General features: G+C 72.5%; 21 protein-coding genes. 11 read left to right on the top strand and 10 right to left on the bottom strand.

The window, feature by feature from the left end; translation table 11 throughout:
- Window positions 1-150: 150 nt before the first annotated feature.
- On the top strand, window positions 151-387 hold the full coding sequence (locus ABZT74_RS25605; protein ID WP_356438474.1) for a hypothetical protein: 237 nt from the start codon (window positions 151-153) through the stop codon (window positions 385-387).
- A gap of 1 nt (window position 388) precedes the next feature.
- Here the strand turns inward: ABZT74_RS25605 and ABZT74_RS25600 are convergent, their stop codons facing one another.
- Both ABZT74_RS25600 and ABZT74_RS25595 read right to left on the bottom strand, forming a co-directional pair.
- On the bottom strand, window positions 389-1,345 hold the full coding sequence (locus tag ABZT74_RS25600) for a hypothetical protein (RefSeq protein ID WP_356438471.1): 957 nt from the start codon (window positions 1,343-1,345) through the stop codon (window positions 389-391).
- Between the two features lie 189 nt (window positions 1,346-1,534).
- A complete protein-coding gene (locus ABZT74_RS25595) occupies window positions 1,535-2,128 on the bottom strand; it encodes a YciI family protein (protein WP_356438468.1) in 594 nt (197 codons plus the stop codon).
- Between the two features lie 164 nt (window positions 2,129-2,292).
- On the opposite strand from ABZT74_RS25595, the gene ABZT74_RS25590 reads away from it, so the two are divergent.
- Window positions 2,293-2,796 carry a DUF1877 domain-containing protein gene (locus ABZT74_RS25590; protein WP_356438465.1) on the top strand — a complete coding sequence of 168 codons (504 nt, stop codon included), beginning with the start codon at window positions 2,293-2,295 and terminating at the stop codon, window positions 2,794-2,796.
- A 169-nt stretch (window positions 2,797-2,965) separates the two neighbouring features.
- On the opposite strand, the gene ABZT74_RS25585 is transcribed toward ABZT74_RS25590, so the two are convergent.
- Window positions 2,966-3,673, bottom strand: a complete 708-nt coding sequence (locus ABZT74_RS25585; protein ID WP_356438462.1) for a 4'-phosphopantetheinyl transferase superfamily protein — start codon at window positions 3,671-3,673, stop codon at window positions 2,966-2,968.
- Window positions 3,621-4,556 (bottom strand): metallophosphoesterase, encoded by a 936-nt coding sequence (locus ABZT74_RS25580; protein ID WP_356438459.1) that lies wholly within the window; start codon window positions 4,554-4,556, stop codon window positions 3,621-3,623. Before ABZT74_RS25580 ends, ABZT74_RS25585 begins: the two co-directional genes overlap by 53 nt.
- A gap of 245 nt (window positions 4,557-4,801) precedes the next feature.
- Between ABZT74_RS25580 and ABZT74_RS25575 the strand changes: the two genes are divergently transcribed.
- On the top strand, window positions 4,802-6,034 hold the full coding sequence (locus ABZT74_RS25575; protein WP_356438456.1) for an ATP-grasp domain-containing protein: 1,233 nt from the start codon (window positions 4,802-4,804) through the stop codon (window positions 6,032-6,034).
- Window positions 6,035-6,106: 72 nt separating this feature from the next.
- Window positions 6,107-6,583, top strand: a complete 477-nt coding sequence (locus tag ABZT74_RS25570; protein ID WP_356438453.1) for a GNAT family N-acetyltransferase — start codon at window positions 6,107-6,109, stop codon at window positions 6,581-6,583.
- Window positions 6,584-6,605: 22 nt separating this feature from the next.
- On the opposite strand, the gene ABZT74_RS25565 is transcribed toward ABZT74_RS25570, so the two are convergent.
- Entirely contained in the window at window positions 6,606-6,737 is a 132-nt protein-coding gene (locus ABZT74_RS25565; RefSeq protein WP_356438450.1) for a hypothetical protein, read from the bottom strand.
- 203 nt (window positions 6,738-6,940) lie between these two features.
- Here ABZT74_RS25565 and ABZT74_RS25560 point away from each other — a divergent pair, with 203 nt between their 5' ends.
- Both ABZT74_RS25560 and ABZT74_RS25555 read left to right on the top strand, forming a co-directional pair.
- The gene (locus ABZT74_RS25560) at window positions 6,941-8,629 is read left to right on the top strand and encodes a carbohydrate binding domain-containing protein (RefSeq protein WP_356438447.1); all 1,689 of its coding nucleotides are present in this window, start codon (window positions 6,941-6,943) and stop codon (window positions 8,627-8,629) included.
- A gap of 128 nt (window positions 8,630-8,757) precedes the next feature.
- Window positions 8,758-9,813: a D-cysteine desulfhydrase family protein gene (locus ABZT74_RS25555; RefSeq protein WP_356438442.1), complete on the top strand. Its 1,056-nt coding sequence runs from the start codon at window positions 8,758-8,760 to the stop codon at window positions 9,811-9,813.
- Between the two features lie 40 nt (window positions 9,814-9,853).
- On the opposite strand, the gene ABZT74_RS25550 is transcribed toward ABZT74_RS25555, so the two are convergent.
- Window positions 9,854-11,191 carry a 6-phospho-beta-glucosidase gene (locus ABZT74_RS25550; protein ID WP_356438439.1) on the bottom strand — a complete coding sequence of 446 codons (1,338 nt, stop codon included), beginning with the start codon at window positions 11,189-11,191 and terminating at the stop codon, window positions 9,854-9,856.
- Window positions 11,192-11,540: 349 nt separating this feature from the next.
- On the opposite strand from ABZT74_RS25550, the gene ABZT74_RS25545 reads away from it, so the two are divergent.
- Entirely contained in the window at window positions 11,541-12,386 is an 846-nt protein-coding gene (locus ABZT74_RS25545) for a hypothetical protein (protein WP_356176998.1), read from the top strand.
- A 515-nt stretch (window positions 12,387-12,901) separates the two neighbouring features.
- Window positions 12,902-13,654 carry an IclR family transcriptional regulator gene (locus ABZT74_RS25540; RefSeq protein ID WP_356438435.1) on the top strand — a complete coding sequence of 251 codons (753 nt, stop codon included), beginning with the start codon at window positions 12,902-12,904 and terminating at the stop codon, window positions 13,652-13,654.
- A 50-nt stretch (window positions 13,655-13,704) separates the two neighbouring features.
- Here the strand turns inward: ABZT74_RS25540 and ABZT74_RS25535 are convergent, their stop codons facing one another.
- From ABZT74_RS25535 to ABZT74_RS25525, 3 genes are all read right to left on the bottom strand, one after another.
- Window positions 13,705-14,034, bottom strand: coding sequence for a hypothetical protein (locus ABZT74_RS25535; RefSeq protein WP_356438432.1), 330 nt, complete (start codon window positions 14,032-14,034; stop codon window positions 13,705-13,707).
- A 14-nt stretch (window positions 14,035-14,048) separates the two neighbouring features.
- A complete protein-coding gene (locus tag ABZT74_RS25530; protein WP_356438429.1) occupies window positions 14,049-14,687 on the bottom strand; it encodes a class I SAM-dependent methyltransferase in 639 nt (212 codons plus the stop codon).
- 263 nt (window positions 14,688-14,950) lie between these two features.
- On the bottom strand, window positions 14,951-17,722 hold the full coding sequence (locus ABZT74_RS25525) for an FAD/NAD(P)-binding protein (protein WP_356438426.1): 2,772 nt from the start codon (window positions 17,720-17,722) through the stop codon (window positions 14,951-14,953).
- A gap of 342 nt (window positions 17,723-18,064) precedes the next feature.
- On the opposite strand from ABZT74_RS25525, the gene ABZT74_RS25520 reads away from it, so the two are divergent.
- Window positions 18,065-19,327: an Ig-like domain-containing protein gene (locus ABZT74_RS25520; RefSeq protein WP_356438600.1), complete on the top strand. Its 1,263-nt coding sequence runs from the start codon at window positions 18,065-18,067 to the stop codon at window positions 19,325-19,327.
- A gap of 237 nt (window positions 19,328-19,564) precedes the next feature.
- On the top strand, window positions 19,565-20,968 hold the full coding sequence (locus ABZT74_RS25515) for a glycoside hydrolase family 16 protein (protein WP_356438423.1): 1,404 nt from the start codon (window positions 19,565-19,567) through the stop codon (window positions 20,966-20,968).
- 78 nt (window positions 20,969-21,046) lie between these two features.
- Here the strand turns inward: ABZT74_RS25515 and ABZT74_RS25510 are convergent, their stop codons facing one another.
- A complete protein-coding gene (locus ABZT74_RS25510; RefSeq protein WP_356438420.1) occupies window positions 21,047-21,976 on the bottom strand; it encodes an AraC family transcriptional regulator in 930 nt (309 codons plus the stop codon).
- A 146-nt stretch (window positions 21,977-22,122) separates the two neighbouring features.
- Between ABZT74_RS25510 and tkt the strand changes: the two genes are divergently transcribed.
- A complete protein-coding gene (gene tkt, locus ABZT74_RS25505) occupies window positions 22,123-24,198 on the top strand; it encodes a transketolase (protein ID WP_356438417.1) in 2,076 nt (691 codons plus the stop codon).
- The last annotated feature ends 17 nt before the right edge of the window (window positions 24,199-24,215 follow it).

Genomic DNA, 24,215 nt, shown 5'->3' with positions numbered 1-24,215 from the left:
CGTAGGGCCCCTGTCCCACAAGGGATTTCCGGGAGGTTTCGCCTCCGCTAAGCGGGCGAACCTGCCCGGACCGAAACCGGATTGTCAGTGGCGGACGGCAAGCTGGGTCCAGGACCAGTGTCACGACAAGCCGACCGGGAGAGCCGTCCGATGCCGACCGCCGTACTGACCGAACACGAACGCGCCGCCGTGCAGGCCTATCTCCGTCTCCTCCAGACGGTTCGAGCAGCGTTCGACGGCCCGCCTGACGGGGGCCGACCACCCATGGTGCCGCCGGCCGTCCTCGCCGAGGCGGAGCGGGCGCTGGCGGAGGCCGGACTCGCGGGCAACGAGGAGGAGTTCTTCCGGCTGCTGCAGGCGTGGTGTCCGGAGCCGGGCTGGTCGTGAGCTACGGCGGGGGCGGGGTGTGGGGTGCGGCCCCCGGAGTTGGGGCGGGACGAGGGCTTGGGCCCGTGTCGGGGCCGGGATCGAGGCGGGGACGGGGACCGGGAGCCGGGATGAGGTTCGGCGGCACGGTGGAAGCAGCCCGGCCATGACCTGCGCCGGCTTCCAGGTCCTGGCCAGGGGCTGCTCCTGTCCCAACCCCTGCTCCTGCTCCTGTGGGAGAGCGACCGGGAGGCCGGTGGATCTCCGCGCCGTGACGTGCCCGGAGCGACGCCCCTCCGGCGAGGCTGTCGTCGAGGAACGCGGACAGTTCGGAGAGCGCGTCCAGGGCCCGTTGGAGCGCTGGGCGCCGCTCACCGTGCGCGACGGCGATCAGGAACCAGATGACGGGATCGGCCCACACCCTCCGTTCGGGCTCGGCCAGCAGGTCGCAGAACTCCCGGTAGCTGCGCAGCCGCCCCTCGGGTTCGAGGAGGGCGTCCGTGCCGATGCTGGACTGGGTCGCGTAGTAGATCTCGCAGGCGGCGAAGGCCGCGTGCACCTTCTGCAACAGGCCGGGCAGCCGCGTGTCGTCGTTCCCGGCCAGCCGCAGGAAGGGCAGGTCGTGACGGGTTCGGGTCATCTGTGCGAACAGGCAGGCGGTCATCCACACGCTGGACCCGAGGACGACCCCCTTCCCGGCGAACCAGACCGCGCCCTTGCCCTCCATCTCCCGTGGTTCGGCGAGGACCTGCGCGGGCGGGTAACAGCCGTGGCGTTCCACGGAGGTGGCGTAGAGGGAGAGCCGGTGGTGCACCTCGGCCGTGTGCCACCGCAGGGGGTTGAGGTAGGCCGTCGTCCGGGTCTCCCGCTGGACGCGCTCGCTGTCGCGCCGCTGCTGCCGGCTGGACAGCCACGCGAGCGTCAGGGAGATGGCGCCCGAGGTCACCGCGGAGACCAGGGTCACGGAGAGGGCGTCCATGTGGCTGCCTCTTTCGCACGGGATCGGTCGACGGAGGGGGCGGCGGCACGGCGACCGGCGTCGGGGAGGGGCGTCGGGGAGGGGCGGCCACGGCGGGCCCGACCCGAGGAGCCGACGCCCGGATTCGTCCGTCGCGCACGTCACGGACCCGCCTCGCGGCCCGGTTCACGACGCGGTTCACACCTCAGTTCACTGCCGGCCGCCGAACTGCCAGAGGTGGACCTCGACTTCGGCGTAGCGGTCAGCGGCGTGCCGGTCGGCCGTGAGGACGGCACGAGCGGCGTCGGGATCCGGCGCGCGCACCAATGCGGCCGTCCCCAGCCAGGTGCGGCCGTCGTCGGAGAGCAGGGGCCCGTAAGCGATCAACTCGTCGCGCTCGGTGGGCGGAACAGGATCGGGAAGCTCGAAGGTGCCGGTGCCGGCCTCCCGTCCCTCGCCGAGGCCGAGCACCAAGTAGCGGGTGCCGCCGGTCCGGCCGCCGGGGAAGTCCCACATCGTGCGCCCCAGCAGGTTCCGCCACCGGCGCAGCATCACGTCCCGGTACACGCCCGCCTGATAGCCCGGTTCGTCGAACGCGAACGCGCGGGCGGCACGGGCGTCCGGCAGGTCGACGATGTGCACACTGCCGGTGGCGACGTCGTCCTCACCGGGTCCCGAGAGGGTCGGCCCGCGAGCGATCATCTCCTTCGCGTACCCGTCCATGTAGGACCAGTGGTCCTCCAACAACTCGTCGCGCAGCGCCTGGGAGTCGGCCCGGTCGCGGTGATAGCAGAAGAACTCCATGACCACACTCTGTACCACCGGACACCCGGCCGCCCCCGACGAGGAAAAGCCGGCCGCGAACCCGACACCGAAGGACGCCGAGGCCCACCGGGACGGGACGGGCCCGGGGCGGGTCGGCGAAATGTCCCGGCCCCGCTCTCCCCCGCCCGGCGATACTCCGCTGCATGGCATTGACCCAACAACTCGCCCGCGTGCCTCTTCACTACCTCGACCGGTGTCGTGAAGCCTCGACCTCGTCACCGGACGGCGATCCTCTCTGGAATCCTCCCGAGGACGACACGCTGGATCTCGACGGGGCGATCTGGGAACTGCTCCGGTTCTGTCGGCAGATGCGGCCGGGCCACCCGGGTATCGGAATCCTGGAACGGAGCATCGACGGGGACGCCGAGGCCCCGGTCGCCTTCCTCGATCACATCGAGTTCTACGACGGCTTCGGCGGACCGCCCGCGCTGCTGGACCCCTCCGCGGTGACCGAGGTAGCGCGTGGCCTCGCCGGCCTGCACATCGATCCGCTGCTGACGACACTCCCCGCCTACCGGGCGGCAGGGGGCCTGGAGGGCTTCGGCGGAGACCCCGCGAGCTACTTCACGGAAGGGCTCGCCCGCCTGCGGAGCTTCTACCGTGTCGCCGGTCGGCGTGGCTGGGCCGTGGTGGTCTGGGTCGACTGACGGGTGCCGAAGGCGTCGGTCGAGCCAAGAACCACGAGGCCCGTTTCGGTGTCGAGCGTACGGAGCCCGAGCCTGTTCCGTTCCTGCCCGTCCCTCCCTCGCCCGCACCCTCCCCGGGCGAGTCCGGGCGGTGCCCCTCTCGGTACAACTCACCTGCCGTGCAACGTACTTAGCCTGTCGGAGCGTGCGGGACCGTCACCGCTGTGCCCACCAGGTCGCCCGTCAGCGTCCAGCGGCCGTCGAAGGACCCGACGGAGTGTCCGTCCACCACCGGTCCGGGGACGAGGAGTTGGGCCCGGAAGCGGCCCGTGAGGGGGTCGGTCGGGGTGGCGCCGGGCGCTGTCGGCGTGACGGAGATGTCGATGTCCGCCTCGGAGAAGTCCAGCCACTCGCCGGTGAGGGGGAACCACGCCTTGTAGACCGACTCCTTGGCGCTGAAGAGGAGGCGGTCCCAGTGCACGGCGGGAGTCCGGGCCCGCAGGCGGGCGAGGCGGTCCGACTCGGCGGGCAGGGCGATGGCTTCGAGGACACCGGCCGGCAGCCCCTTGTGGGGTTCGGCGTCGATGCCGAGCGAGGCGAGGTCCGTGGCACGGGCGAGGGCGGCGGCGCTGTAGCCGTCGCAGTGGGTCATGCTGCCGACGAGACCGGCGGGCCACTGCGGGGCCCCGCGCTCGCCGGGCAGCACGGGGGCCGGGGGAACGCCCAGCTTCTCCATGGCCCGCCGGGCGCAGAAGCGCACGGTCGCGAACTCGCGCCGCCGTTTCGCCACGGCACGGGTCAGGAGCGCCTGCTCCTCGGGGTACAGCGGCGCGGCCTCGGCCTCGTCACCGTGGCTCTCCACGGCCACCACCGACTCCGGGAGCAGTTCCTCCATCACCGGCTTTGACCTCCATCGGCAGAATGCGGCGCAGCGTGCCCGGCTGTCCCGGACGCTTGCGCCATTCTCGCGGGTAACCCACCGAGACCTCTTCGAAGCGCACACCCTCGTGCCAGGTGGTCCGGGGGATGTGCAGGTGTCCGTAGACCATGGTCTCGACGCGGAACCGGCGGTGCCAGTCGGCGGTCGCGGCCGTGCCGCACCACATGGCGAACTCGGGGTAGCGCAGGATGTCCATCGGGTGCCGGTCCAGCGGATAGTGGTTGACGGGGACCACCGGCAGGCCGTCGGGGAGTCCGGCGAGTCGGCGTTCGGTCTCGGCGACGCGGGCCCGGCACCAGGCCTCGCGGCTCGGGTAGGGGTCGGGGTGGAGCAGGTACTCGTCGGTGCAGACGACCCCGGTCTCGTGGGCGTAGGCCAGGCCCTGGTCCTTGTCGGCGCAGCCCGCCGGCAGGAACGAGTAGTCGTAGAGCAGGAAGAGCGGGGCGATGACGGCCGGGCCGCCGGGGCCGTCCCAGACGGGGTAGGGGTCCTCGGGGGTGACGACGCCCAACTCCCGGCACAGGGAGACCAGATGGTCGTAGCGGGCGACGCCCCGGAGCTGGACGGGGTCCTTCGGGTGGGTCCACAGCTCGTGGTTGCCGGGGACCCAGACGACCTTGCGGAAGCGGCCGGCGAGTGTCTCCAGGGCCCAGCGGATGTCGTCGACGATCTCGCCGATGTCCCCGGCCACCAGGAGCCAGTCCCGGTCCGTCTCCGGGCGCATCCCTTCGACTATCGCGCGGTTCTCGGGATAGCCGATGTGCAGGTCACTGATGGCGAGCAGGTTCCCGCCATCGCCGTCGATCGGCCGCACGCGGTACCCCCGAAGAACCGTGGACATCGGACGGCAACACAAGAACACAGCGGCCGCCGGGGGACAAGGAGGCACCAGTCGGGGAGGTCCGCCGGAAGATCGGTGAATCCGTAACATCCCTGTAGCAGCAGAGGGGTTCCGCGCCCCCTATGATCGCCCCAACACCACCGTCTCGAACCGGCCTTGGCCCATGACGGCCGGGTGTACCTCCCCCATCCCTGGCCGGGCCCGGCCTGCTCCGCCGTGCCCGGAAACCGTGAAAGGTGGCCTGCATGGGCTCTCGCGTACGCGTCTGGCTCAACCGCACGTACGCGGAGAACGTGTTCTTCATCGATCAGCTGCGAAGTAATCCGCAGCATCGTGCGGTCGAGGTCCATGCCACCCACGGGGACCCCGACTCCCCCGTCCTGGCCGCGGCGGACACCGCCGAGCCCGAGCCGGACGGGCTGTCGCCGCGCGCCTACGTCGAGTACGCGCTCGACCTCTGCGCCCGGCGCTCGATCGACGTGTTCGTGCCGGTCCTGCACCAGGCGGCGATCGTGGCGCAGCGTGCGGAGTTCGCCGCCGTGGGCACGGCGCTGCTGGCCCCGCCCGCGGAGGCGGTCGCGGTCTTCCACGACAAGGCCACCGCGTACCAGGCGGTCGAGTCCGTGGGTGTTCCGGTGCCTCCGTGGTGGCGGGTGCGGACGGAGGAGGAGCTGGTCACCGCGGTCGAGTCGCTGGAGGCGGCGGGTCAGCGGGCCTGCTTCAAGCCGGCCGCGGGAGCGGGCGGAGTGGGCTTCCGCGTCATCACCCGCACGCCGTTCTCCCTCATGCATCTGAACGGTTTTCCCAGCGCGTACGTCCCTCTCGACCTGGTCGTGGAGGCGCTGCGCGCGGCCGAGGAGCCCGTCGACTGGCTGGTGATGCCGCACCTCGGGCAGCCCGAGGTGTCGGTGGACTGTCTGACCGGGCCGGACGGCCGGGTGCGCATGGCGATCGGGCGGACCAAGAACGGGCGCCGTCGCGGTTTCACCCTGCACCCCTCCTGGATCGAGCCGGCGCGGCTGCTCGCGGAGGCGTTCGGACTGAAGCACCTGTCGAACATCCAGTTCCGGATGTACGGCGACCAGCCGGTCCTGATGGACGTGAACACCCGTCCGGCGGGCGGGCTGCACCAGCTCGCGCAGTGCGGTGTGAACGCCCCGTGGGCGGCTGTGCAGTTGGCGTTGGGCGAGGAGACGGGCGATATCGTTCCGCCGTTCCTCGCGCAGGACTACACGGTGGTGTCGGGGCCGCGTCCGGTGCGTCCGGTGTCGCTGCCGCACCAGCGGACGGCGGCGGCCGTGGCGGTGCCCATGCTGCCGGCGGTGCCGGCTCAGCCCACGGACTCCCCGTCCGGCCCGCACGGGGCGGCCCCCGCGAACGCGTCGGGATCCGCGGCGTCCTCACCGGTCGGCCAGGTGAACACATCGGCCTCGGCGGCCGCCGCCCCGGCGGGAAGCGCCGCCATCGCACCGGCCTAGGACGGACGGTGCCGGCGACGGGTACCGGGCCGGCGGCTGGATCGGGCGTCGACGGACTTGTAGGTTCCCGGCATGAGCGGTGACGGCGGGGCACGGATCCGGTGCGCCCAGGAGGCGGACGCGGCCGTGATCGCGCGCGTCCACATGGCGTCGCGGTCGGCGGCCATGCCGTATCTGCCTCCGCAGAAGCGGGACCACGAACAGGTCACCCGTTGGGTCCGGGACGTCCTGTTCGTGGAGTGCCGCGTGTGGGTCGCGGTGTGCGACGCGGAGGTCGTCGGTTACGCGGCCCTGGACGGCGACATGCTCGAACACCTCTATCTGCGCCCGGACGTCCGCCGACGGGGTGTCGGCACGCTGCTGCTCGACGAGGTGCGGCGGCACAGTCCTGACGGGGTGTCCCTGCACGTCTTCCAGCGGAACACCGCCGCCCGCGCGTTCTACGAGCGGCACGGTTTCACCGTCGTCGAGGCCGGCGACGGTAGCGGCAACATGGAGAACCTGCCCGACCTGACGCTCCGCTGGACACCGGAGGGCACCCGGCGGTGAACCGGCTCCCGTGTCCGGGACCTCAGGCCGCCGCGCGTTCGGCCCGGGGGCGGCGGCGCAGGGTGGCGGATTCCAGAGCGGGCGGAAGGTAGTCCTGGTCGAGGATGCCGACGTCGGTGCCCGGCGGGACGATCTCGTCGATGCGGTCCAGCACGTCGTTCCCGAGGACGACGTCGAGGCCGGTGAGGGGTGACCGCCACCCCGATCGCGGCGTTCACGCTCAACTCCCGATCCCACTCCGGTAGTTGGTTGAAGGCCCGAAATCCGCCCGGCATCTTGACAGCGCGATTGGTCCATACCAACTTGGTTGCGCACCTCTCTGCACTCCCGAACACCCCCATTCCCCAGGGAGATCGCGTGCGCATCACACAGCTCAGACGCTCCAGACATCGCTTCCTCGCCCTCCTCGGCACGGCCGCGCTGGCCCTGGCCGGGGCGGTCGCCCTGCCCGGTACGGCGCAGGCGGCCAACATCCTGACCAACCCCGGCTTCGAGACGGGCGGCCTCTCCCCCTGGTCCTGCTCCGGCAACCTGGGCTCCATCGTCTCCAGCCCCGTCCACGGGGGCACCAAAGCCCTCGCGGGCGCGGTGAGTTCGAGCGACAACGCGCAGTGCACCCAGACCGTGTCGGTCCAGCCGAACACGACGTACAGCCTCAAGGGCTGGGTCCGCGGCAGCTACGTCTACCTGGGCGTCGACGGCGGCGCCTCGACCTGGACGTCCTCCCCCTCGGCGTACAGCCAGCTCAGCGTCTCCTTCACCACCGGCGCGTCACAGACCAGCGCGAAGATCTACGTGCACGGCTGGTACGCGCAGGGCACCTACTACGCCGACGACATCAGCCTGGACGGTCCCGGCGGCGGAGGAGGCTCCGACACACAGGCGCCGACCGCGCCCACCGCTCTGACCTCGACCGGCAAGACCTCCTCCAGCGTGTCGCTGTCGTGGGCCGCGTCGAGCGACAACGTCGGCGTCACCGCGTACGACATCTACAGCGGCTCCAACCAGCTGCTCAGCGTGTCGGGCACCAGCGCGACCGTCAGCGGGCTGTCCGCCAGTACCGCCTACACCTTCACCGTCAAGGCGCGGGACGCGGCCGGGAACACCTCCGGCGCCTCCAACTCCCTGAGCGTCACGACGAACGCGGGCGGCGGTGGCGGCACCGGCTTCAAGCAGGCCGCGCCCTACCTGTACGAGGGCTGGGGCGACCCGCCGAACCCGACGACGGTGATGAACGCGACCGGCGTCAAGTGGTTCACGATGGCGTTCGTCCTGGACTCCGGTGGCTGCACCCCGAGTTGGGACAGCAGCCGGCCGCTGACCGGCGGGGTCGACCAGACCGCGATCAACCAGATCCGTTCCGCGGGCGGTGACATCGTGCCGTCGTTCGGCGGCTGGCAGGGCAGCAAGCTCGGCGCCAACTGCTCCTCGGCGAGCGCACTCGCCGGTGCGCTGCAGAAGGTGATCGACGCCTACGGCCTCAAGGCGATCGACATGGACATCGAGAACACCGACGAGTTCGAGAACGAGGCCGTCCAGGCGAAGATCCTGACGGCGCTGAAGACCGTCAAGGCCAACAACCCCGGCCTGAAGACGATCGTCACCTTCGGCACCTCGACGACCGGCCCGACCTACTACGGCAACCGGCTCATCGAGCAGGCCCAGTCCCTGAACGCCAACATCGACGTCTTCACCATCATGCCGTTCGACTTCGGCGGCGGCTCCGACATGTACGGCAACACGGTCAACGCGGCCGAGGGGCTGAAGACCAAGCTGAAGTCGACCTTCGGCTGGGACGACGCGACGGCCTACTCGCACATCGGCATCTCCGGCATGAACGGTCTCTCCGACCAGCAGGAGACGACCACACCGGCGATCTGGACCCAGATCCGCGACTGGTCGAACACCCACCACATCGCCCGGCTCGCCTACTGGTCGGTCAACCGCGACCGGTCCTGCCCCGGAGGCGGCGTGGTGAGCAACTGCTCCGGCATCAGCCAGAGCACCTGGCAATTCACGTCGATCACGGCCGGCTTCACGGGCTGAGACCGGCAGCGGGGCGGCCGCACGGCGGTGCGGCGGCTCGGCGGGACGACGCGGCGGGCCGCCCGGAGATCCGGGCGGCCCGTCGCGTTACGCTCCCCGCACGACCGGCGTCAGCAGAAAGGCCCGCGGTGACCAGCACACTTTCCGAGGGGAACACCCCGCCCCGCGCCCGACTGGGCAGTTGGCCCACCCCTCTCGAACCGGCACCGCGGCTGGCGGCGGCGCTCGGCCTCGGCCCCGACGACCTGTGGGTCAAACGCGACGACCTCACCGGTCTGGGCGCCGGCGGCAACAAGATCCGCAAACTGGAGTGGACCTGCGGCGCGGCGCTCGCCGCCGGCGCCACCGTGCTGGTGACGACCGGTGCGGCGCAGTCCAACCACGCCCGGCTGACGGCCGCCGCGGGCGCCCGGCTGGGCCTGCGGGTCGTCCTCGTCCTCGCGGGCCCCGCACCGGAGTCCGGGCCCTCCTCCGGTTCCCCCGCGAACACCACGCCCGCCTCGGGCAACCTCGCGCTCGACGCTCTCTTCGGCGCCCGGGTCGTCTGGGCGGACGACCGCGACCGGATCGCCGCGCGGGCGGACCAGGTCGTCCGAGAACTGCGGGCGGCCGGCGAGGTCCCGGCGCTGATCCCCTTCGGCGGGTCCAGCCCGCTGGGCGCCCGCGGCTACGCCGTGTGCGCGGACGAACTCATCGACCAGGCACCGGACGTGGCGAACGTGGTCGTCGCGCTCGGCTCGGGCGGCACGATGGCGGGGCTCGTCGCGGGACTGGGCGACGGACGGGTCCTCGGCGTGCACGTCGGAGCCGTCGACGAGCCCGCCCGCACCGTCGCGGACCTGGTCTCGGAGCTGTGCGGCAGACCCTGCGACCCACGCGCGCTGCGGGTGCGCCACGACCAGGTCGGAGCGGGCTACGCCACGCTCACCGAGCCGGTCATGGACGCCCTGGCCCTGGCCGCGCGGACGGAGGGCATCGTCCTCGACCCGGTCTACACCGGGCGGGCGATGGCCGGGCTGGCCGCCGCCGTCGCGGACGGCGACATCGCCCCCGGTCAGCGCACCGTCTTCCTGCACACCGGAGGCCTGCCCGGCTTCTTCGGCCACCCCACGGCGGTCGCCAGGGCGGAGGCCGGACTGCTCGGTCCACCGGACGCCGCCACGACGCCCCGATCGACTCCCTGAGTCCAGGGGGACGTCGGGCCCGGGACAACGACAGAGCCGCCTACTTGAGGTAGCCCAGGCCCGGGTGCACGGCGGTGTACCCGTCGACCAGGGCGCGTGCCACGTTCACGGAGTCCACGAGCGGGTGCAGGGCGAAAGCCTTCACCGCTGTCGTACGGGACCCGGAGGCGGCGGCGGAGAGCACCTCGCGCTCGACCGCCTTGACCGCGCAGACCAGGCCGGTGGCGTGGCCGGGCAGCGGGTCGACGGCGACGGGATGGGCGCCGTTCGCGTCGACCAGGCAGGGCACCTCGATGACGGCCTCGCTGTCGAGCGCGCTCAGCGTGCCCCGGTTGCGGACGTTGAGGATCAGGGTGGTGCGCTCGTCGCGGGCGATGGCCCGCATCAGGGCGAGCGCCACCTTCTCGTAGCCGCCCGACAGGTCGTCCGCGTCCCGTTCACCGGCGCCTGCCGCGTCCCGGTTCTCCGCCATGTAGGTGGCCTCGCGCTCGGCGCGCGTACGGTCCCAGGCGCTCAGGGCGGCGGCGTCCGGGCGTTTCATCTCGTCGTAGAAACCGGCCTGTTGGTCGCGCAGGAACGCGCCGCGGGTCCGGTCGGCCTCCTGGTAGGCGCGGACGGTCTCGCGGTTGAAGTAGTAGTAGTGCAGGTACTCGTTGGGGATCGCGCCGAGCGACCGGAGCCACTCGGCGCCGAAGAGCTTGCCCTCCTCGAAGGAGCCGAGCAGGGCGGGGTCGGCGAGCAGGCGCGGGAGTTCGTCACGGCCCGCGACGCGCAGTCCCCGTACCCAGCCGAGGTGGTTGAGCCCGACGTAGTCGATGAACGCCTCGCGCGGATCGGCGCCGAGGACCCGCGCGATCCGGCGGCCGAGGCCGACCGGCGAGTCGCAGATCCCGATCACCCGGTCGCCGAGGTGGCGGGACATGGCCTCGGTGACCAGGCCGGCCGGGTTGGTGAAGTTGATGACCCAGGCGTCAGGCGCGAGGCGGGCCACGCGCCGGGCGATGTCCACGGCGACGGGCACCGTGCGCAGGCCGTACGCAATGCCGCCGGCGCCCACCGTCTCCTGGCCGAGGACACCGAGGCCGAGGGCGACCCGCTCGTCTTCGGCGCGTCCCTCCAGGCCCCCGACCCGGATCGCGGAGAACACGAAGTCGGCGCCGCGCAGCGCCTCGTCGAGGTCGGTGGTGACCGTCACCTCCGGGGCGTCGGGCACATCGGCGGCCTGCTCGGCGAGGACCCGGGCGACGGCGGAGAGCCGGTCCGCGTCCAGGTCGTGCAGCACGACCTGGGTGACGCGGCCCTCGGCACGGTCGCCGAGGAGCGCCCCGTGGACGAGCGGCACACGGAATCCGCCGCCGCCGAGAATGGTCAGCCTCACGCAAGTACCACCTTCGCAGTTCGTCCGGGGCCACGGGCCGCGGCGAGGGTCACGCCACGGCCACCCGGACGCCCGTTCCTTCCGGGGCGGACCGCTCGACCGGGCCAGGGGCTCCCGCGTCGTCCCACGTCACGCGTCCCGGGCCCGTGGCCGGTGTCGTCGCTCCGCCGGCACGCCGTGAACAGTACTCGGCGCCGTCGGGCTTTCCCCGCAGCGCCGTGAGCGCGGCTCACCGGCACCTCGTAGCCGGTCGGCGCGGTCCCCACAAGTGGTCCTGGGCCCTACGCGTGGCCAGGCGCACCGTGTTTCCATTCCAGCCCGGTGTCCGTCACGTTGCGGAAGGCTACTGATGAAGCGTCAATTACTCTCCCTGGCAGGTTTGTTGGGTGCGTTCTCGCTCGGTCTGGGTTCGTCGGCCGCGGCGGCCGGCGCACCCGTGTGGACCGAGACGGGAACCTCGTACGTCGACTCGCTGAGCGGCGGCCAGGGGCTGGCCAGCCGGGCGGACGGGTCGCTGCTGCACCGCGGGCTCCTGACCATCCCGCTCGGCCTGCGGATCAAGGGCTGGAACCACGTGGGCGACCCCGACATCGCCCAGGGGAACGTGTTCGACGCCTACCAGGGGCCCGACTCCGCGACGACGAAGATGTTCGCCGTCACCACCCCCGCCGGGAAACGCTACGAGTACGTCCACCGGCTCGACCCGGGCGAGAAGCTGAACAACTCCTTCGCCACGGTGTCGCCCGACGGCCAGTGGCTGGTGTCGGGTGAGTGGGGCGACCAGGACCGTCTCCAGGTGTTCCCCGCCCCGCTGCTGAACCCGTCGACCCCGCGCACCGGTGGCGCCCTTCCGCAGGCGGGTCAGATCACCTTCGACAGGCCGGTCCGCGACATCCAGGGCTGTGACTTCGTCGACGCCACACGGCTGCTGTGCGCCTCGGACGACGGCTCGCGCACGCTGTTCCCGGAGGACCGGCCGCTCCTCCAGGTCGACTTGGAGCACGCGGTGGACGGCCGACCGGTCACGGGACACGTCACCAGCCTCTTCGCCCTGCCGCAGCGCGGCGTGTGCGACGGGACGTACGAGGCGGAGGGCGTCGACTACGACCCGGCGAGCGGGACGCTGCGCGCCGAGGTCGTCCCGCCGGGCGTGTGCGCCGTCGCCACCTCCGTGTACGCGTACCGGCTGCGGTAGCCGGGCCCGCCCGGCCGGCATGGACGGCCGGGCACCTCCCGCCCGCGGCGAGCCGGACGGGCGGCCGGACCCGTGGCCCGGGACCCGTGACCCGGACGGGAGGTGACCACCGCGTCGAAGTCCTCGTCGGCCAGGAGTCGTCGAGGTCGATGGTGCTCAAGGTCCGTGGTGCTCAAGGTCCATGGTGGTCGCGGTCCATGGTGGTCAAGGCCCATGGTGGTCGGGGTCCGCTCCTGTGCGGCATGCTGGTGCCGTACGTCCGAGCCGCCCCGCCCGGGGCCCGGCCCCAGGGAGTCCGTCATCGCAGGCCGGCAGCGCGCGAGGGACCGGACAGCGGCACCCGTCCGCATCGGCGCGCGGGAAGCGCGGACGCGCGGACGCCTCGGGGACACCGGCTGTCCGCTCCACCGACGCGGCCCGCGCGTGACGAACGACCGGCCGAAGTCCCTGGGCACCGCCGGGCGCACGCCCCCGCACGCGCTGCCGCAACGGATCGCGGACACCGAACCGGGCGCATGAGCGGCGACCGGTCCGCGCCCGAGCGGCTGCTCGCCGTGCTCGCCGCCTTCGACCACGCCCACCCGGCGCTGTCCCTCACGGCCATCAGCCGCAGGGCCGGCCTCAGCCTCACCACCGCCCACCGGCTCGCGGCCGCCCTCACCGCGTGGGGCGCGCTGGAGCGGGACGCCGACGGGATCTACCACGTGGGGCTGCGCCTGTGGGAGACGGCCGCGCTCGCCCCGCGCGGTCTGGCGCTGCGGCAGGTCGCCCTGCCGTATCTGGAGGACCTCTACGAAGCGACCCATGAGAACGTCCAGCTGGCGGTCCGCGACGGTGACGAGGTCGTCTACATCGAGTGGATCTCCGGACGCTCGGCCGTCGGCGTCCGTATCCAGGTGGGCGCGCGCTGGCCCCTGCACGCGACCGGCGTCGGCCTCGCGCTGCTCGCCCACGAGGCCCCCGCCCTCCAGGACACCTACTGCGCGGGCCCGTTGGCCGCCTTCACCCCGCACACGATCACCGACCCGTCCCTCCTGCGCCGCACCCTCGCCGAGGTACGCCGTACCGGCGTCGCGGTGAGCAGCCGCCAGGTCACCGACGACGCCCTGTCGGTGGCGGCTCCGGTCCACGGCCCGACGGGAACGGTCACCGCCGCCGTGTCGGTCGTGGTCCCGTACTCCGGCGCACGGACCCCGGCCCTGATACCGGCGGTGCGGCTGGCGGCCCGGGGGATCTCCCGGGCCCTGGGGTGGCGGCCCGAAGCCTGACGGGACGGCCGGCGGGGACGGTGACCTGATCCCGTACGGGCTCCGGCTCGTCAGTCGCCGTCGAGGTGGATCTCCAGATCCGGCTGTGCGGCGCAGCGGCGGGCGAGCGCGTGCACGGCGTCGAGGAGCGCCACGGTCTTCGCGTCCCCGCACCGCGCCCGGGTCGCCTCGATCTCGGAGACGAACTGCGGCATGTCGGCCACGGTCAGGATCAGACTGCGGTACGGATCGACGCGGCTCAGCAGGGGAAGCCCGCTGTCCGCGCACACCCCGGCGAAGGTGTCGCCGGAACGCCCCACGCTCTCCAGGTACCGCAGCGTCCGCCCCCTGGTGCTGGTACCGGTCCGGGTCACGTGCACCAGGCTGACGTGCATACCCATGGACGCCCTCGCTCCTACGGTCGCGTACGTCGTAGCGCGATCACGTTGTCCGTGACCGTCGCCGTCCGCCCCTCGGGGCCGGTGGCCGTTCGCCGGGGCGCCTCGGCTCGTTCGATGTGCCAGGCGTCGTCCAGCAGAAGGGACGAGACGACTTCGTCGGGGGTGGGGAAACGGATGTCCTGGCCCGCCTGCCAGGACCAGGGTGCCAGTGAGGCGTGCTCGATCACGATCAGCAGGCCACCGGGGGCCACCGCGTGGGCGGCCCGGCGCAGGACCTCTTCGCGGGAGATGGTGACCGGCGTGTGGAAATAGGTGGCGGTGACCAGGTCGTACATTCCGTCGGGGAAGGTCTCGGCCAGGTCGTGCCGGCGGGGCATGACCCGGTCCGTCACGCCGGTGGCCGCGGCTCCCGCGGCCACCCGCCGGAGCGCCGTGTGCGACACGTCGACGGCCGTGACGTGCCAGCCGAGCCCCGCGAGCCAGAGTGCGTCTCCGCCGTGTCCGCAGCCCAGGTCCAGTGCGGTGCCCGGCTCGGACGCCAGGTGCTCGACGAGGCCCGTCAGGACGACGTTGGGCCGGGTGCCCCACTGCGCGTCCATCCCGGCGTAGTGCTTCTCCCAGAAGGCTGCGGAGTCCGTGCTGCTGTCGTTCATGGGGTCCTTTCGGGCCCCCGGTCGGCGGGCCACTCGTGGGTCGGGCCCCACCGGGGCTCCCACGGGAGTCCGGGGTGGCGTTCCGGTCCGAACCCGAGCATGCGAGCACCCCTGCGTGACTCGCAACCGACCATGCAGTTTCGGCAAATCGCCGCCACGGGCGCCCCGAGGAAGGACGTGCCGGACGCGGTCGGGCCCCTCTGCAAGGGCTGCGGCGCCGTCACGGGCTTGCCCTCCCCGGCGTGCTTGGGCGCACGAGCCGCTCATCCCGCGCTGCCGTCGCGTCGAGCCTGGTCCGAGCACCCGCGAGGGCTGCTCGCCGGTGTGCGTTCTCCCAGCCCCGCGAGCAGCCGGCGGTCCCTCGGAGCGCCGGCCCGGTCCAGGCGGATGTTCAGCAGGCGGCGGGCGGGCTCGCAGCGGCCCGCCGCGACGAGCGCGTGGAACAGCGTCTCCTCCACCACCTCGCGCTGGGCCGCGCTGCCGCCGACGCGGGTGAGGACCGGGAGGAGGTCGGTGAGACCCTCGGCCGCGTCGGTGAAGCGTTCCTCGACGAGGGCGGCGAGGGCCTCGCAGAGCGGGGCGACCACTGCCCGCTGCACCGCGTCGGCGCCCGCGGCGTGGTCGCGGAGGCGGCGCAGCGCCGGGAGGTCACCGGCGGCCGTGAGAGCGATCGCCGCATGCAGGGCGGTGAAGGCCGTGGCCGGGCGTTCCACCTGCTCGGGGGCGACGCTGTCGAGGACGTCCGACGCCGGTACGCGGCCCCGCCAGCTGTCGCTGAGCCTGGCCCGCCACAGCAGGGACCCGGAGTCCACGAGCGCCCGCACTCCGGTCACCCGGCCCGGGGCCAGCTGGGCGAACCAGCGTCTGCGGACGGCGGCGGCGTCGTCCAGCGCCAGTTCGTGCAGGGCGACATGCCAGGAGAAGTGGGCCCGGTGGACGGCTCCCCGGCCCTGACCGGAGACCCAGGCGTCCAGCCAGTCGCGGCCCTTCGCGTGGGCGCCGGACTCGTAGTGGACGTGGGCCAGCGCGTGCACGGCGTGCCCGGCGGCGGGCTCGGCGGCGAGCGCGTGCTGGGCCAGCTCGGCCGCCTCCTCGTAGCGGCCCTGTTCCTGGCGCAGGAAGGCGAGCAGCGAGACCGGGAACCAGTGTCCGTCGTAGGCGGGCGAGGCCTGTTCGACCAGCTTCAGCGCGTAGGCGGTGTCGAGGTCGTTGATGCCGGAGAAGGCGATGGTGGGCACGGCCGCGGCGAGGGCCAGGGCGTCGGCCGGGTGCGCGGCGAGGTGGGCGAGCAGGGCGCCCGCGCCGGAGTCCGGGGGGTCGGCGCGCACCCGGCGGGTCACCACCTCGACGAAGGAGCGTTCGCGTTCGTCGGCCCGCTCCCGCGCGGCGCGGCGCGCGTCGGCCAGTGCTCCCGGTACGTCGACGTCGGCGCCGCCCTCGTGGCCGAGCAGGGCGAGGGCGGCGTGCCCGAGGGCGAAACCGGGGTCGAGCGCGACGGCGCGGCGGAAGGCGTCCTCGGCGCCCGCCCTGACCTTGAGGACCCGTTCGAGTCCGGTGCGGTGGGCGGCCGCCGCCTCGGCGTGGGTGGACAGCGGGAGCCCGTGGGAGTCCAGGGGACGGCGGCGGGCGGTTCGTCGCGGCGGGACGAGGAGGGTGAGCAACTGGCGTGCCAGGTCCGCTGCTTGGGCGCGGATCTCGGGGACCGCCGTGGTCTCCCAGAGTTCCCCGCGGCGTGGCGCCCCCAGGGTGAACAGGGCGAGCCCGGTCCGCCCCGACGCGTCGGTGAGCCGTCCGTCGCGGGTCGCCACGCCGAGGCCGAGCGGTCCGGGGACGGCCGCGCCGGCGGCGAACAGGCGGCGCCACAGGGGGTCTTCGGGGCGCGGTCCCGGTCCGGTGCAGTCGATCACCCAACCGGCCTCCAGGCGTCGGCCGTTGGAGAGGGTGACCAGGAGGGTGCCGTCGGGCCGTACGGCCGTGTCGGTGACCCGGCCCGCGTGCACACGCAGCCGGCGGGCCGTTCTCGCCCGGTCCAGGGACTCGGCCGTGACCGGTGCCATGCGGTGGCGGTGCGTGTTCCACAGGGCACCCTCGCGCTCCAGGAACGCGGCGCGCTCGCCGGGCGTGAGGCTGCGCCACAGGCGTGCGGTGTGCGGGCGCAGGCTGTCCAGGGCGGGGCGCCAGTCACCGTGGGTGCGCACCGCGAGGCCGATGTGGCGGTAGACGGTCCGGCGCAGCGAGGAGAGGGTGGGGGCGTCGAGCCCATCGGGGGCGGCCATCGGCGCCGCGGGGCTCAGCGCGTGCGGCTGGGGCAGCAGTCCGGTGCGGGAGACGGCGTGCACGGTGCGGTCGGGCCGGTCGAGGGTGAGCGCCAGGTCGACCGCCGTGAGGCCGGTGCCGACCAGCAGGACGTCTGCCCGCGCCGGATCGTCGGGGCCGGTGCCCCGGTGGGCGAGGACGTCGTCGAGGGCGCCCGGTGCCCACGGGGACCGGATGAAGCGCCCCGAGGTGCGCAGGCGGGGTGGGGCCCAGGCGGTGGTGGGGCCCGCGGGTCCGGTGGCCAGGACCACGGCGTCGGCCACCAGACGCCCGCCGTCGGCGAGTTGGAGTTCCGGTCTGCCGTCGGAGGTACGGGTGCAGCCCTGCGCCCGGGTGCGCAGCCGCCGTACGGCGACGGTGCCGTGGGCGCGGACGACGGCCCGCGCCAGGGTGTCGGCGAGGTAGGCGCCGTAGCGGTACCGGGTGGCGAAGTCGGCCGGCCCGACCGTGGGTTCGCCGTGCCGGCACAGCCAGCGGGTGAAGTGGCCGGGGTCGTCGGGGTAGCAACTCATGCCGCCGGCGGGCACGTTCAGCCGGTGCCGGGGGTCGGTGGTGGCGTAGGCGGTACCGCGTCCGGCCTCCGGGGCGGGGTCGATCAGGACGAGGCCGAGGGGCGTCCGGCGGCGGGCGGCCGTCTCGCACAGCTGCACGGCGGTGAGCGTGCCGGCCGCGCCCGCTCCGACGATGACCACGGTGGGACGCTCTCGGGCTGGACTCACGGATGCCTCCGGCGGGTCTGGTGCTGATCCGACCGGTGCGGCAGGCGGAACGCCTCCCCCGGTCGGCGGGAGCCGCCGGAGAGGGCTCCCGGAGGGGAGACCTCCGCGGAAACTCAGGATTCCGTTCGGCGCTTCCTACTCTGCTCACCGACGGCGGCGGCCCGACCCCATGGATTCCGGTCGTCTCTCCGGGCGTCCTCACAGGAATCTCAGGTGAGGGACGCCGAATTCAAAGAATCAACCCATGAACATCGCACAAGATGCACCCGAGGCAATGGGGGGAGAAGAACCGAGGAAAGGCGTTCCGTGGAGGTCCCCGAGATATCCGTCCGGCCCGAATCCGTGCCGGAGACCGCAGGACGGCACCGGCACCGGAGCGGGCGTCCCGCCTGGTCACGGCGCGGAGTGCTCACCGCGCTCGGCGCGGCCGTGCCGGCTCTCGCCCTGACGGGGTGCGGCGCCTCCGCCGACGCGGCGGAGGGAACGGGCGCGGCGGCGACCGACGGCGCGACGACCGGGTCCGGGGCCACGTCGTCCCAGGTCAGGAAGCCGACGGTCTCCGTCACCCCGGCCGACGGCACCAAGAAGGCCGCTTTCACCAGCCCGGTCGAGATAGCCGTGACGGACGGCACTCTGTCGACGGTCGTGGTGTCCGGCAACGACGGTTCGATCCTGGCCGGTTCCTTCGGCGAGGGCCGTACGCGATGGACCTCCACGGCGCATCCGTACTCGGGAACCAAATACACGGTCACCGCGAAAACGGCGGACGGCTCGGAGCACACCGCGAACTTCGTCACGAAGTCCCCGGGCGAGACCTTCGTGGGCCGTTTCACGCCGGAGGCGAATTCCACCTCGGGTGTCGGCATGCCCGTGTCGATCGCCTTCACGCACGCCGTGGCGGACCGGGCGGCCGTCGAGAAGGCCATCACGGTGACGGCGGAGCCGGCGGTCGAGATCGTCGGCCACTGGTTCGGGAACACCCGGCTCGACTTCCGGCCCCGGGACTACTGGGCCGCCGGCACGAAGATCACGCTGAGCCTGCGGCTGAGGGACGTCGAGGGGGCGGACGGCGTCTACGGCGTCCAGTCGAAGGATGCCGTCCTCCACATAGGCCGCCGCCAGGTGAGCACCGTGGACCTCGCGAAGGAGACGATGACGGTCGAACGGGACGGCGCGACCCTGGCGAGCTACCCGGTCACCGGCGGCGACGCGGACCACACCACCTGGTCCGGGATCATGGTGATCAGCGAGCGGCTGCGGGAGACCCGGATGGAGTCCTCGACCGTGGGGCTCGGCGACGAGTACGACATCGCGGACGTGCCGCACGCCCAGCGCCTGACCACGTCCGGCACGTTCATCCACGGCAACTACTGGGCCGCGGCCTCGGTCTTCGGCAGCGGCAACACCAGCCACGGCTGCATCGGCCTGCACGACGCCAAGGGCGGGGCCGACCGTTCCGTGCCGGGCTACCGGTTCTACGACAGTTCGATGCTCGGTGACGTGGTGGTGGTCGAGAACTCCGGCGAACGGACCGTCGAGGCGTCGAACGGCCTCAACGGCTGGAACCTTTCGTGGGCGGACTGGAAGACCGGCAGCGCCCTGTGACGGTGGCGCCGAAGGGCGGGTCCCGGCGCGTCGCGCCGGGCCGCCACGGCCGCGCGACTCCTTCTTTCACGGCGTGAACTCCCGTGCCCCGCAAGGAGTTTCTCGGCTTCACCTCTTGACGGTGGGAGTGACAGAGAGCACATTGGCCGCGCAGCTGCTGTGAGAGCGCTCTCAAAGGCCATGGGAGCGCTCTCACGACCACCCGCGCACCCCACACCCGTACCCGAAGAGGCACCCATGAGTGAAACTTCCGGCACACCTGTCAGACGCGGCTCTCTGCGCCGTGTACTGATCGCCGTGTTCAGCACGCTGAGTCTGGCCGCGGCCGCCGCGACGGCGGCCACCCTCCCCGCGAACGCCTCCGCCCCCACTCCCCCCTCCGGCTGGTCCCAGGTCTTCCTCGACGACTTCAACGGCGCGGCCGGAACCGGCATCAACACCGCCAACTGGCAGTACGACACGGGCACCAGTTACCCGGGCGGCGCCGCCAACTGGGGCACCGGCGAGGTCGAGACGATGACCTCCAGCACCAACAACGTGGCCCTGGACGGCAGCGGCAACCTGCAGATCACCCCGCGCCGTGACGCCGCCGGCAACTGGACCTCGGGGCGCATCGAGACGAAGCGCACCGACTTCCAGCCCCCCGCCGGGGGCAAACTGCGCGTCGAGTCGCGACTCCAGATGCCGAACGTGACCGGCGCCGCCGCCAAGGGCTACTGGCCCGCGTTCTGGGCACTGGGCGCGCCCTACCGCGGCAACTACCAGAACTGGCCGAGCGTCGGCGAGCTGGACATCATGGAGAACGTGCAGGGCCTCAACACCGAGTGGGCCACGATGCACTGCGGCACCAACCCGGGCGGCCCGTGCAACGAGACGTCCGGCATCGGCGGCAACACGCCCTGCGCCGGCAGCACGTGCCAGGCCGGCTTCCACACGTACGCCATGGAGTGGGACCGCTCGACGAGCCCCGAGGAGATCCGCTTCTACCTCGACGGCGTCAACTTCCACACGGTGAAGGCGAACCAGGTCGACGCGGCCACGTGGGCGAACGCCACCAACCACGGCTACTTCGTGATCCTGAACGTCGCGATGGGCGGCGGCTTCCCCGACGCCTTCGGCGGCGGTCCCGACAGCGGCACGGTGCCGGGCCACCCGCTCGTCGTCGACTACGTCCAGGTCCTCCAGTCGGCCGGAGGCGGCGGCGGGACCACCCCGCCGCCCACCGGCAACCGTGACGCCTACGCCGCCATCCAGGCCGAGTCGTACGACGGGCAGGCGGGCGTCGGCACCGAGACCACCACCGACACCGGCGGCGGCCAGAACATCAGCTCCATCGCGAACGGCGACTACGCCCTCTACAAGGGCGTCAACTTCGGCTCCACGGCGGCCAGGCAGTTCTACGGCCGGGTCGCGAGCGGGGCGGGAGGCAGTGTCAGCGGGCTCGTCGAGGTGCGTCTCGACAGCCGGACCGCGACACCCGTCGGCAGCTTCGCGCTCGGCAACACCGGCGGCTGGCAGTCCTGGCGGACGGTTCCGGCGAACATCAGCTCCGTCACCGGAACGCACGACGTCTACCTGACCTTCACCAGCGGCCAGCCGGCCGACTTCGTGAACGTCAACTGGTTCGACTTCGGCCACTGAGGCACGGCTCCCCGCCGGGAGCGTCGACCGACGGCCGCACGGCCGGGCGGGAGGGGCGGACCCCACGGTCCGCCCCTCTCAGCGCAGTTCGGCGCGGAAGGCCGCCGGGGCCGCCCCCGAGTGCTGCTGGAAGAACTTCGAGAAGTTCGCCGAGTCCGGGAAGCCGACGGCCACCCCGATGCGCCCGATCGGCATCTCGGTGTGGGCGAGGAGCCGTTTGGCCTCCAGGACCACCCGTTTGTCGATGAATCCCTTGGGCGTCTCGCCCGTGGCGGCGCGCACCGCGCGGACCAGGGTGCGCCGCGAGTAGCCGAGCGCGTCGGCGTAGGCGCTGACGCTGTGGTTGGTGACGAAGTCCTTCTCGACGGCGTCCCGGAACCGGGTGAAGGTGGTGTCCGTGTGTTCCCGGGCCGCCTCCGCGGAGCTGGCCGCGAGATGGGCGAGGCGCAGCAGGAACGCGGTCAGCGAGTGCCGCAGCACCGACGTGTGCAGGCTGAGCGGCAGCGTGCTGGTGTCGACGTACTCGCGCTCCAGCTGGGCGAGCGAGTGCTCCAGGGCGGCGAGCCGGCGGGCGTCGGGGCGCAGCAGCGGCGGCAGGTCGTACCGGTACAGGCCGGTCGCCTCGACGGTGGCGCGGGGCAGGAAGCCGGGCTGCATGGTCAGCACGGTGCCGCGGTACCGGTCGGTGCTGGAGAAGCGGTGCACCTGGCCGGGCCGGATCCACAGGATGTCGCCCGCGGCGGCCTCGTACTCGGCGAAGTCGATCATGTGGCGGACCGGGCCCTCGCTGAAGAGCATCACGACGTGGAAGTCGATGCGGTGCACGCGCTCCAGCGGGGCCTCCGCGTGCCAGGTGCGCCCGGCCCCCATCGCGCCGACCTGCATACCGACGCCGGAGAGGCTCAGATCGGACGGGAAGGGGAACGTCCTGATCCCGTCCGGGGTGCCTCCCTCGCCTGCGGCACCGCTTCGGATCCCGGTCCCGCCTTGGGTGGTTCTGTCTGCCATGTCCTTCTCGCGTCGGCTCGCCACGACTCTGCGTGTCCCACTTTCACCGAAGGCTGACACACGCGCACCTTCCCCGGCAAAAGTCTGACTTTTAGGTTTGAAGGCGTTCGACCAGCGACGCCCCCTCCCGTGAGGACTTCTTGAAGATGAGTACGCAGAGCTCCGACGACTTCACCTGGACCGAGCTCGACCGCCGAGCCGTCGACACCGCCCGCATCCTGGCTGCTGACGCCGTGCAGAAGGTGGGCAACGGCCATCCCGGAACGGCGATGAGCCTGGCCCCGGCGGCGTACACGCTCTTTCAGAAGGTGATGCGTCATGACCCGGCCGACCCGGAGTGGACCGGACGCGACCGCTTCGTCCTCTCCCCCGGTCACACCTCGCTGACCCTTTACACCCAGCTCTTCCTGTCGGGCTACGAGCTCGGCCTCGACGACCTGAAGGCGTTCCGCACGCACGGGTCGAAGACGCCCGGTCACCCGGAGTACGGCCACACGGCCGGCGTCGAGACCACGACGGGTCCGCTCGGCCAGGGCGTCGCCAACGCCGTCGGCATGGCGATGGCCGCCCGATACGAGCGCGGCCTCTTCGACCCCGAGGCGCCCGAGGGCGAGTCCCCCTTCGACCACACCATCTGGGCGATCGTCTCCGACGGCGACCTGGAGGAGGGCATCTCCGCCGAGGCGTCCTCGCTCGCCGGCCACCAGAAGCTCGGCAACCTCGTCTTCGTCTACGACGACAACCACATCTCCATCGAGGGCGACACCGCGACCGCCTTCTCCGAAGACGTCCTCAAGCGCTACGAGGCGTACGGCTGGCACGTGCAGCGCATCGAGCCCGCCCTCGGCGGCGACATCGACGTGCACGCGCTGCACACCGCGCTCACCGCCGCCAAGGCCGAGACCGAGCGCCCCTCCATCATCGCGATGCGCACGATCATCGCGTGGCCCGCGCCCACCGCGCAGAACACCGAGGCCTCGCACGGCTCGGCGCTCGGGGCCGAGGAGATCGCCGCCACCAAGCGCATCCTGGGCTTCGACCCGGAGCAGACCTTCCAGGTCGACGCCGAGGTACTGGCCCACGCCCGCCAGGCCCTGGACCGGGGCGCCGAGGCGCACGCCGCCTGGGACAAGCGGATCGGCGCCTGGCGCACCGCCGCCCCGGAGCGCGCCAAGCTCTTCGACCGGATCGTCGCGGGCCAGCTCCCCGAAGGCTGGGAGGCCGCGCTGCCGGTGTTCGAGGAAGGCACCTCCGTCGCCACCCGCGCCGCGTCCGGCAAGGTGCTCCAGGCGCTCGGTGACGTGCTCCCCGAACTGTGGGGCGGCTCCGCCGACCTGGCCGGCTCGAACAACACCACCATCGACAAGACGTCCTCCTTCCTGCCGAAGGGCAACCCGCTGCCGGAGGCGGACCCGTACGGCCGCACCGTGCACTTCGGCATCCGCGAGCACTCGATGGCCGCCGAGATGAACGGCATCGCGCTGCACGGCAACACCCGCATCTACGGCGGCACCTTCCTGGTGTTCTCCGACTACATGCGCAACGCCGTCCGGCTGTCCGCGCTGATGCAGCTCCCGGTCACGTACGTCTGGACGCACGACTCCGTCGGCCTCGGCGAGGACGGCCCCACCCACCAGCCGGTCGAGCACCTCGCCTCGCTGCGGGCCATCCCGGGCCTGAACATCGTCCGCCCGGCCGACGCCAACGAGACCTCGATCGCCTGGGCCGAGATCCTCCGCCGGCACGCCACCGACCCGGCCCCGCACGGTCTGGCCCTCACCCGCCAGGGTGTGCCGACCTACCCGGCCGACCCGGACGCGGCGCGCGGCGGATACGTCCTGCGGGACTCCTCGACCGGAACCCCCGACGTCGTCCTCATCGCCACCGGCTCCGAGGTGCAGCTCGCCGTCGAGGCGCGCGACCGCCTGGAGGCCGAGGGCGTCGGCACCCGCGTCGTGTCGATGCCGTGCGTCGAGTGGTTCGAGGAGCAGTCCCCGGAGTACCGGGAACGTGTCCTTCCGCCGTCCGTGAAGGCCCGCGTGGCGGTCGAGGCCGGAATCGGTCTGACCTGGTACCGCTACGTCGGTGACGCAGGACGCATCGTTTCGCTGGAGCACTTCGGCGCCTCCGCCGACGCCAAGACACTGTTCGCCGAATTCGGCTTCACCGCCGAGAACGTCGCCGCCGCCGCGCGGGAATCCCTCGCCGCCCTGCGCGGTTGATCCGTTCGTACCAAGGA

This window comes from Streptomyces sp. NPDC005302, from assembly GCF_040607345.1.
GTDB lineage: Bacteria > Actinomycetota > Actinomycetes > Streptomycetales > Streptomycetaceae > Streptomyces.
This window is presented reverse-complemented; position numbering and strand designations above follow the sequence as displayed.

What these genes read in the sequence shown, in the direction of transcription:
- ABZT74_RS25605 (WP_356438474.1), top strand. Translation starts at nt 151, where the DNA reads ATGCCGACCGCCGTACTGACCGAACACGAACGCGCCGCCGTGCAGGCC.
- ABZT74_RS25600 (WP_356438471.1), bottom strand. Translation starts at nt 1,345, where the DNA reads ATGGACGCCCTCTCCGTGACCCTGGTCTCCGCGGTGACCTCGGGCGCC.
- ABZT74_RS25595 (WP_356438468.1), bottom strand. Translation starts at nt 2,128, where the DNA reads ATGGAGTTCTTCTGCTATCACCGCGACCGGGCCGACTCCCAGGCGCTG.
- ABZT74_RS25590 (WP_356438465.1), top strand. Translation starts at nt 2,293, where the DNA reads ATGGCATTGACCCAACAACTCGCCCGCGTGCCTCTTCACTACCTCGAC.
- ABZT74_RS25580 (WP_356438459.1), bottom strand. Translation starts at nt 4,556, where the DNA reads ATGTCCACGGTTCTTCGGGGGTACCGCGTGCGGCCGATCGACGGCGAT.
- ABZT74_RS25575 (WP_356438456.1), top strand. Translation starts at nt 4,802, where the DNA reads ATGGGCTCTCGCGTACGCGTCTGGCTCAACCGCACGTACGCGGAGAAC.
- ABZT74_RS25570 (WP_356438453.1), top strand. Translation starts at nt 6,107, where the DNA reads ATGAGCGGTGACGGCGGGGCACGGATCCGGTGCGCCCAGGAGGCGGAC.
- ABZT74_RS25545 (WP_356176998.1), top strand. Translation starts at nt 11,541, where the DNA reads ATGAAGCGTCAATTACTCTCCCTGGCAGGTTTGTTGGGTGCGTTCTCG.
- ABZT74_RS25540 (WP_356438435.1), top strand. Translation starts at nt 12,902, where the DNA reads ATGAGCGGCGACCGGTCCGCGCCCGAGCGGCTGCTCGCCGTGCTCGCC.
- ABZT74_RS25535 (WP_356438432.1), bottom strand. Translation starts at nt 14,034, where the DNA reads ATGGGTATGCACGTCAGCCTGGTGCACGTGACCCGGACCGGTACCAGC.
- ABZT74_RS25530 (WP_356438429.1), bottom strand. Translation starts at nt 14,687, where the DNA reads ATGAACGACAGCAGCACGGACTCCGCAGCCTTCTGGGAGAAGCACTAC.
- ABZT74_RS25515 (WP_356438423.1), top strand. Translation starts at nt 19,565, where the DNA reads ATGAGTGAAACTTCCGGCACACCTGTCAGACGCGGCTCTCTGCGCCGT.
- ABZT74_RS25510 (WP_356438420.1), bottom strand. Translation starts at nt 21,976, where the DNA reads ATGGCAGACAGAACCACCCAAGGCGGGACCGGGATCCGAAGCGGTGCC.
- tkt (WP_356438417.1), top strand. Translation starts at nt 22,123, where the DNA reads ATGAGTACGCAGAGCTCCGACGACTTCACCTGGACCGAGCTCGACCGC.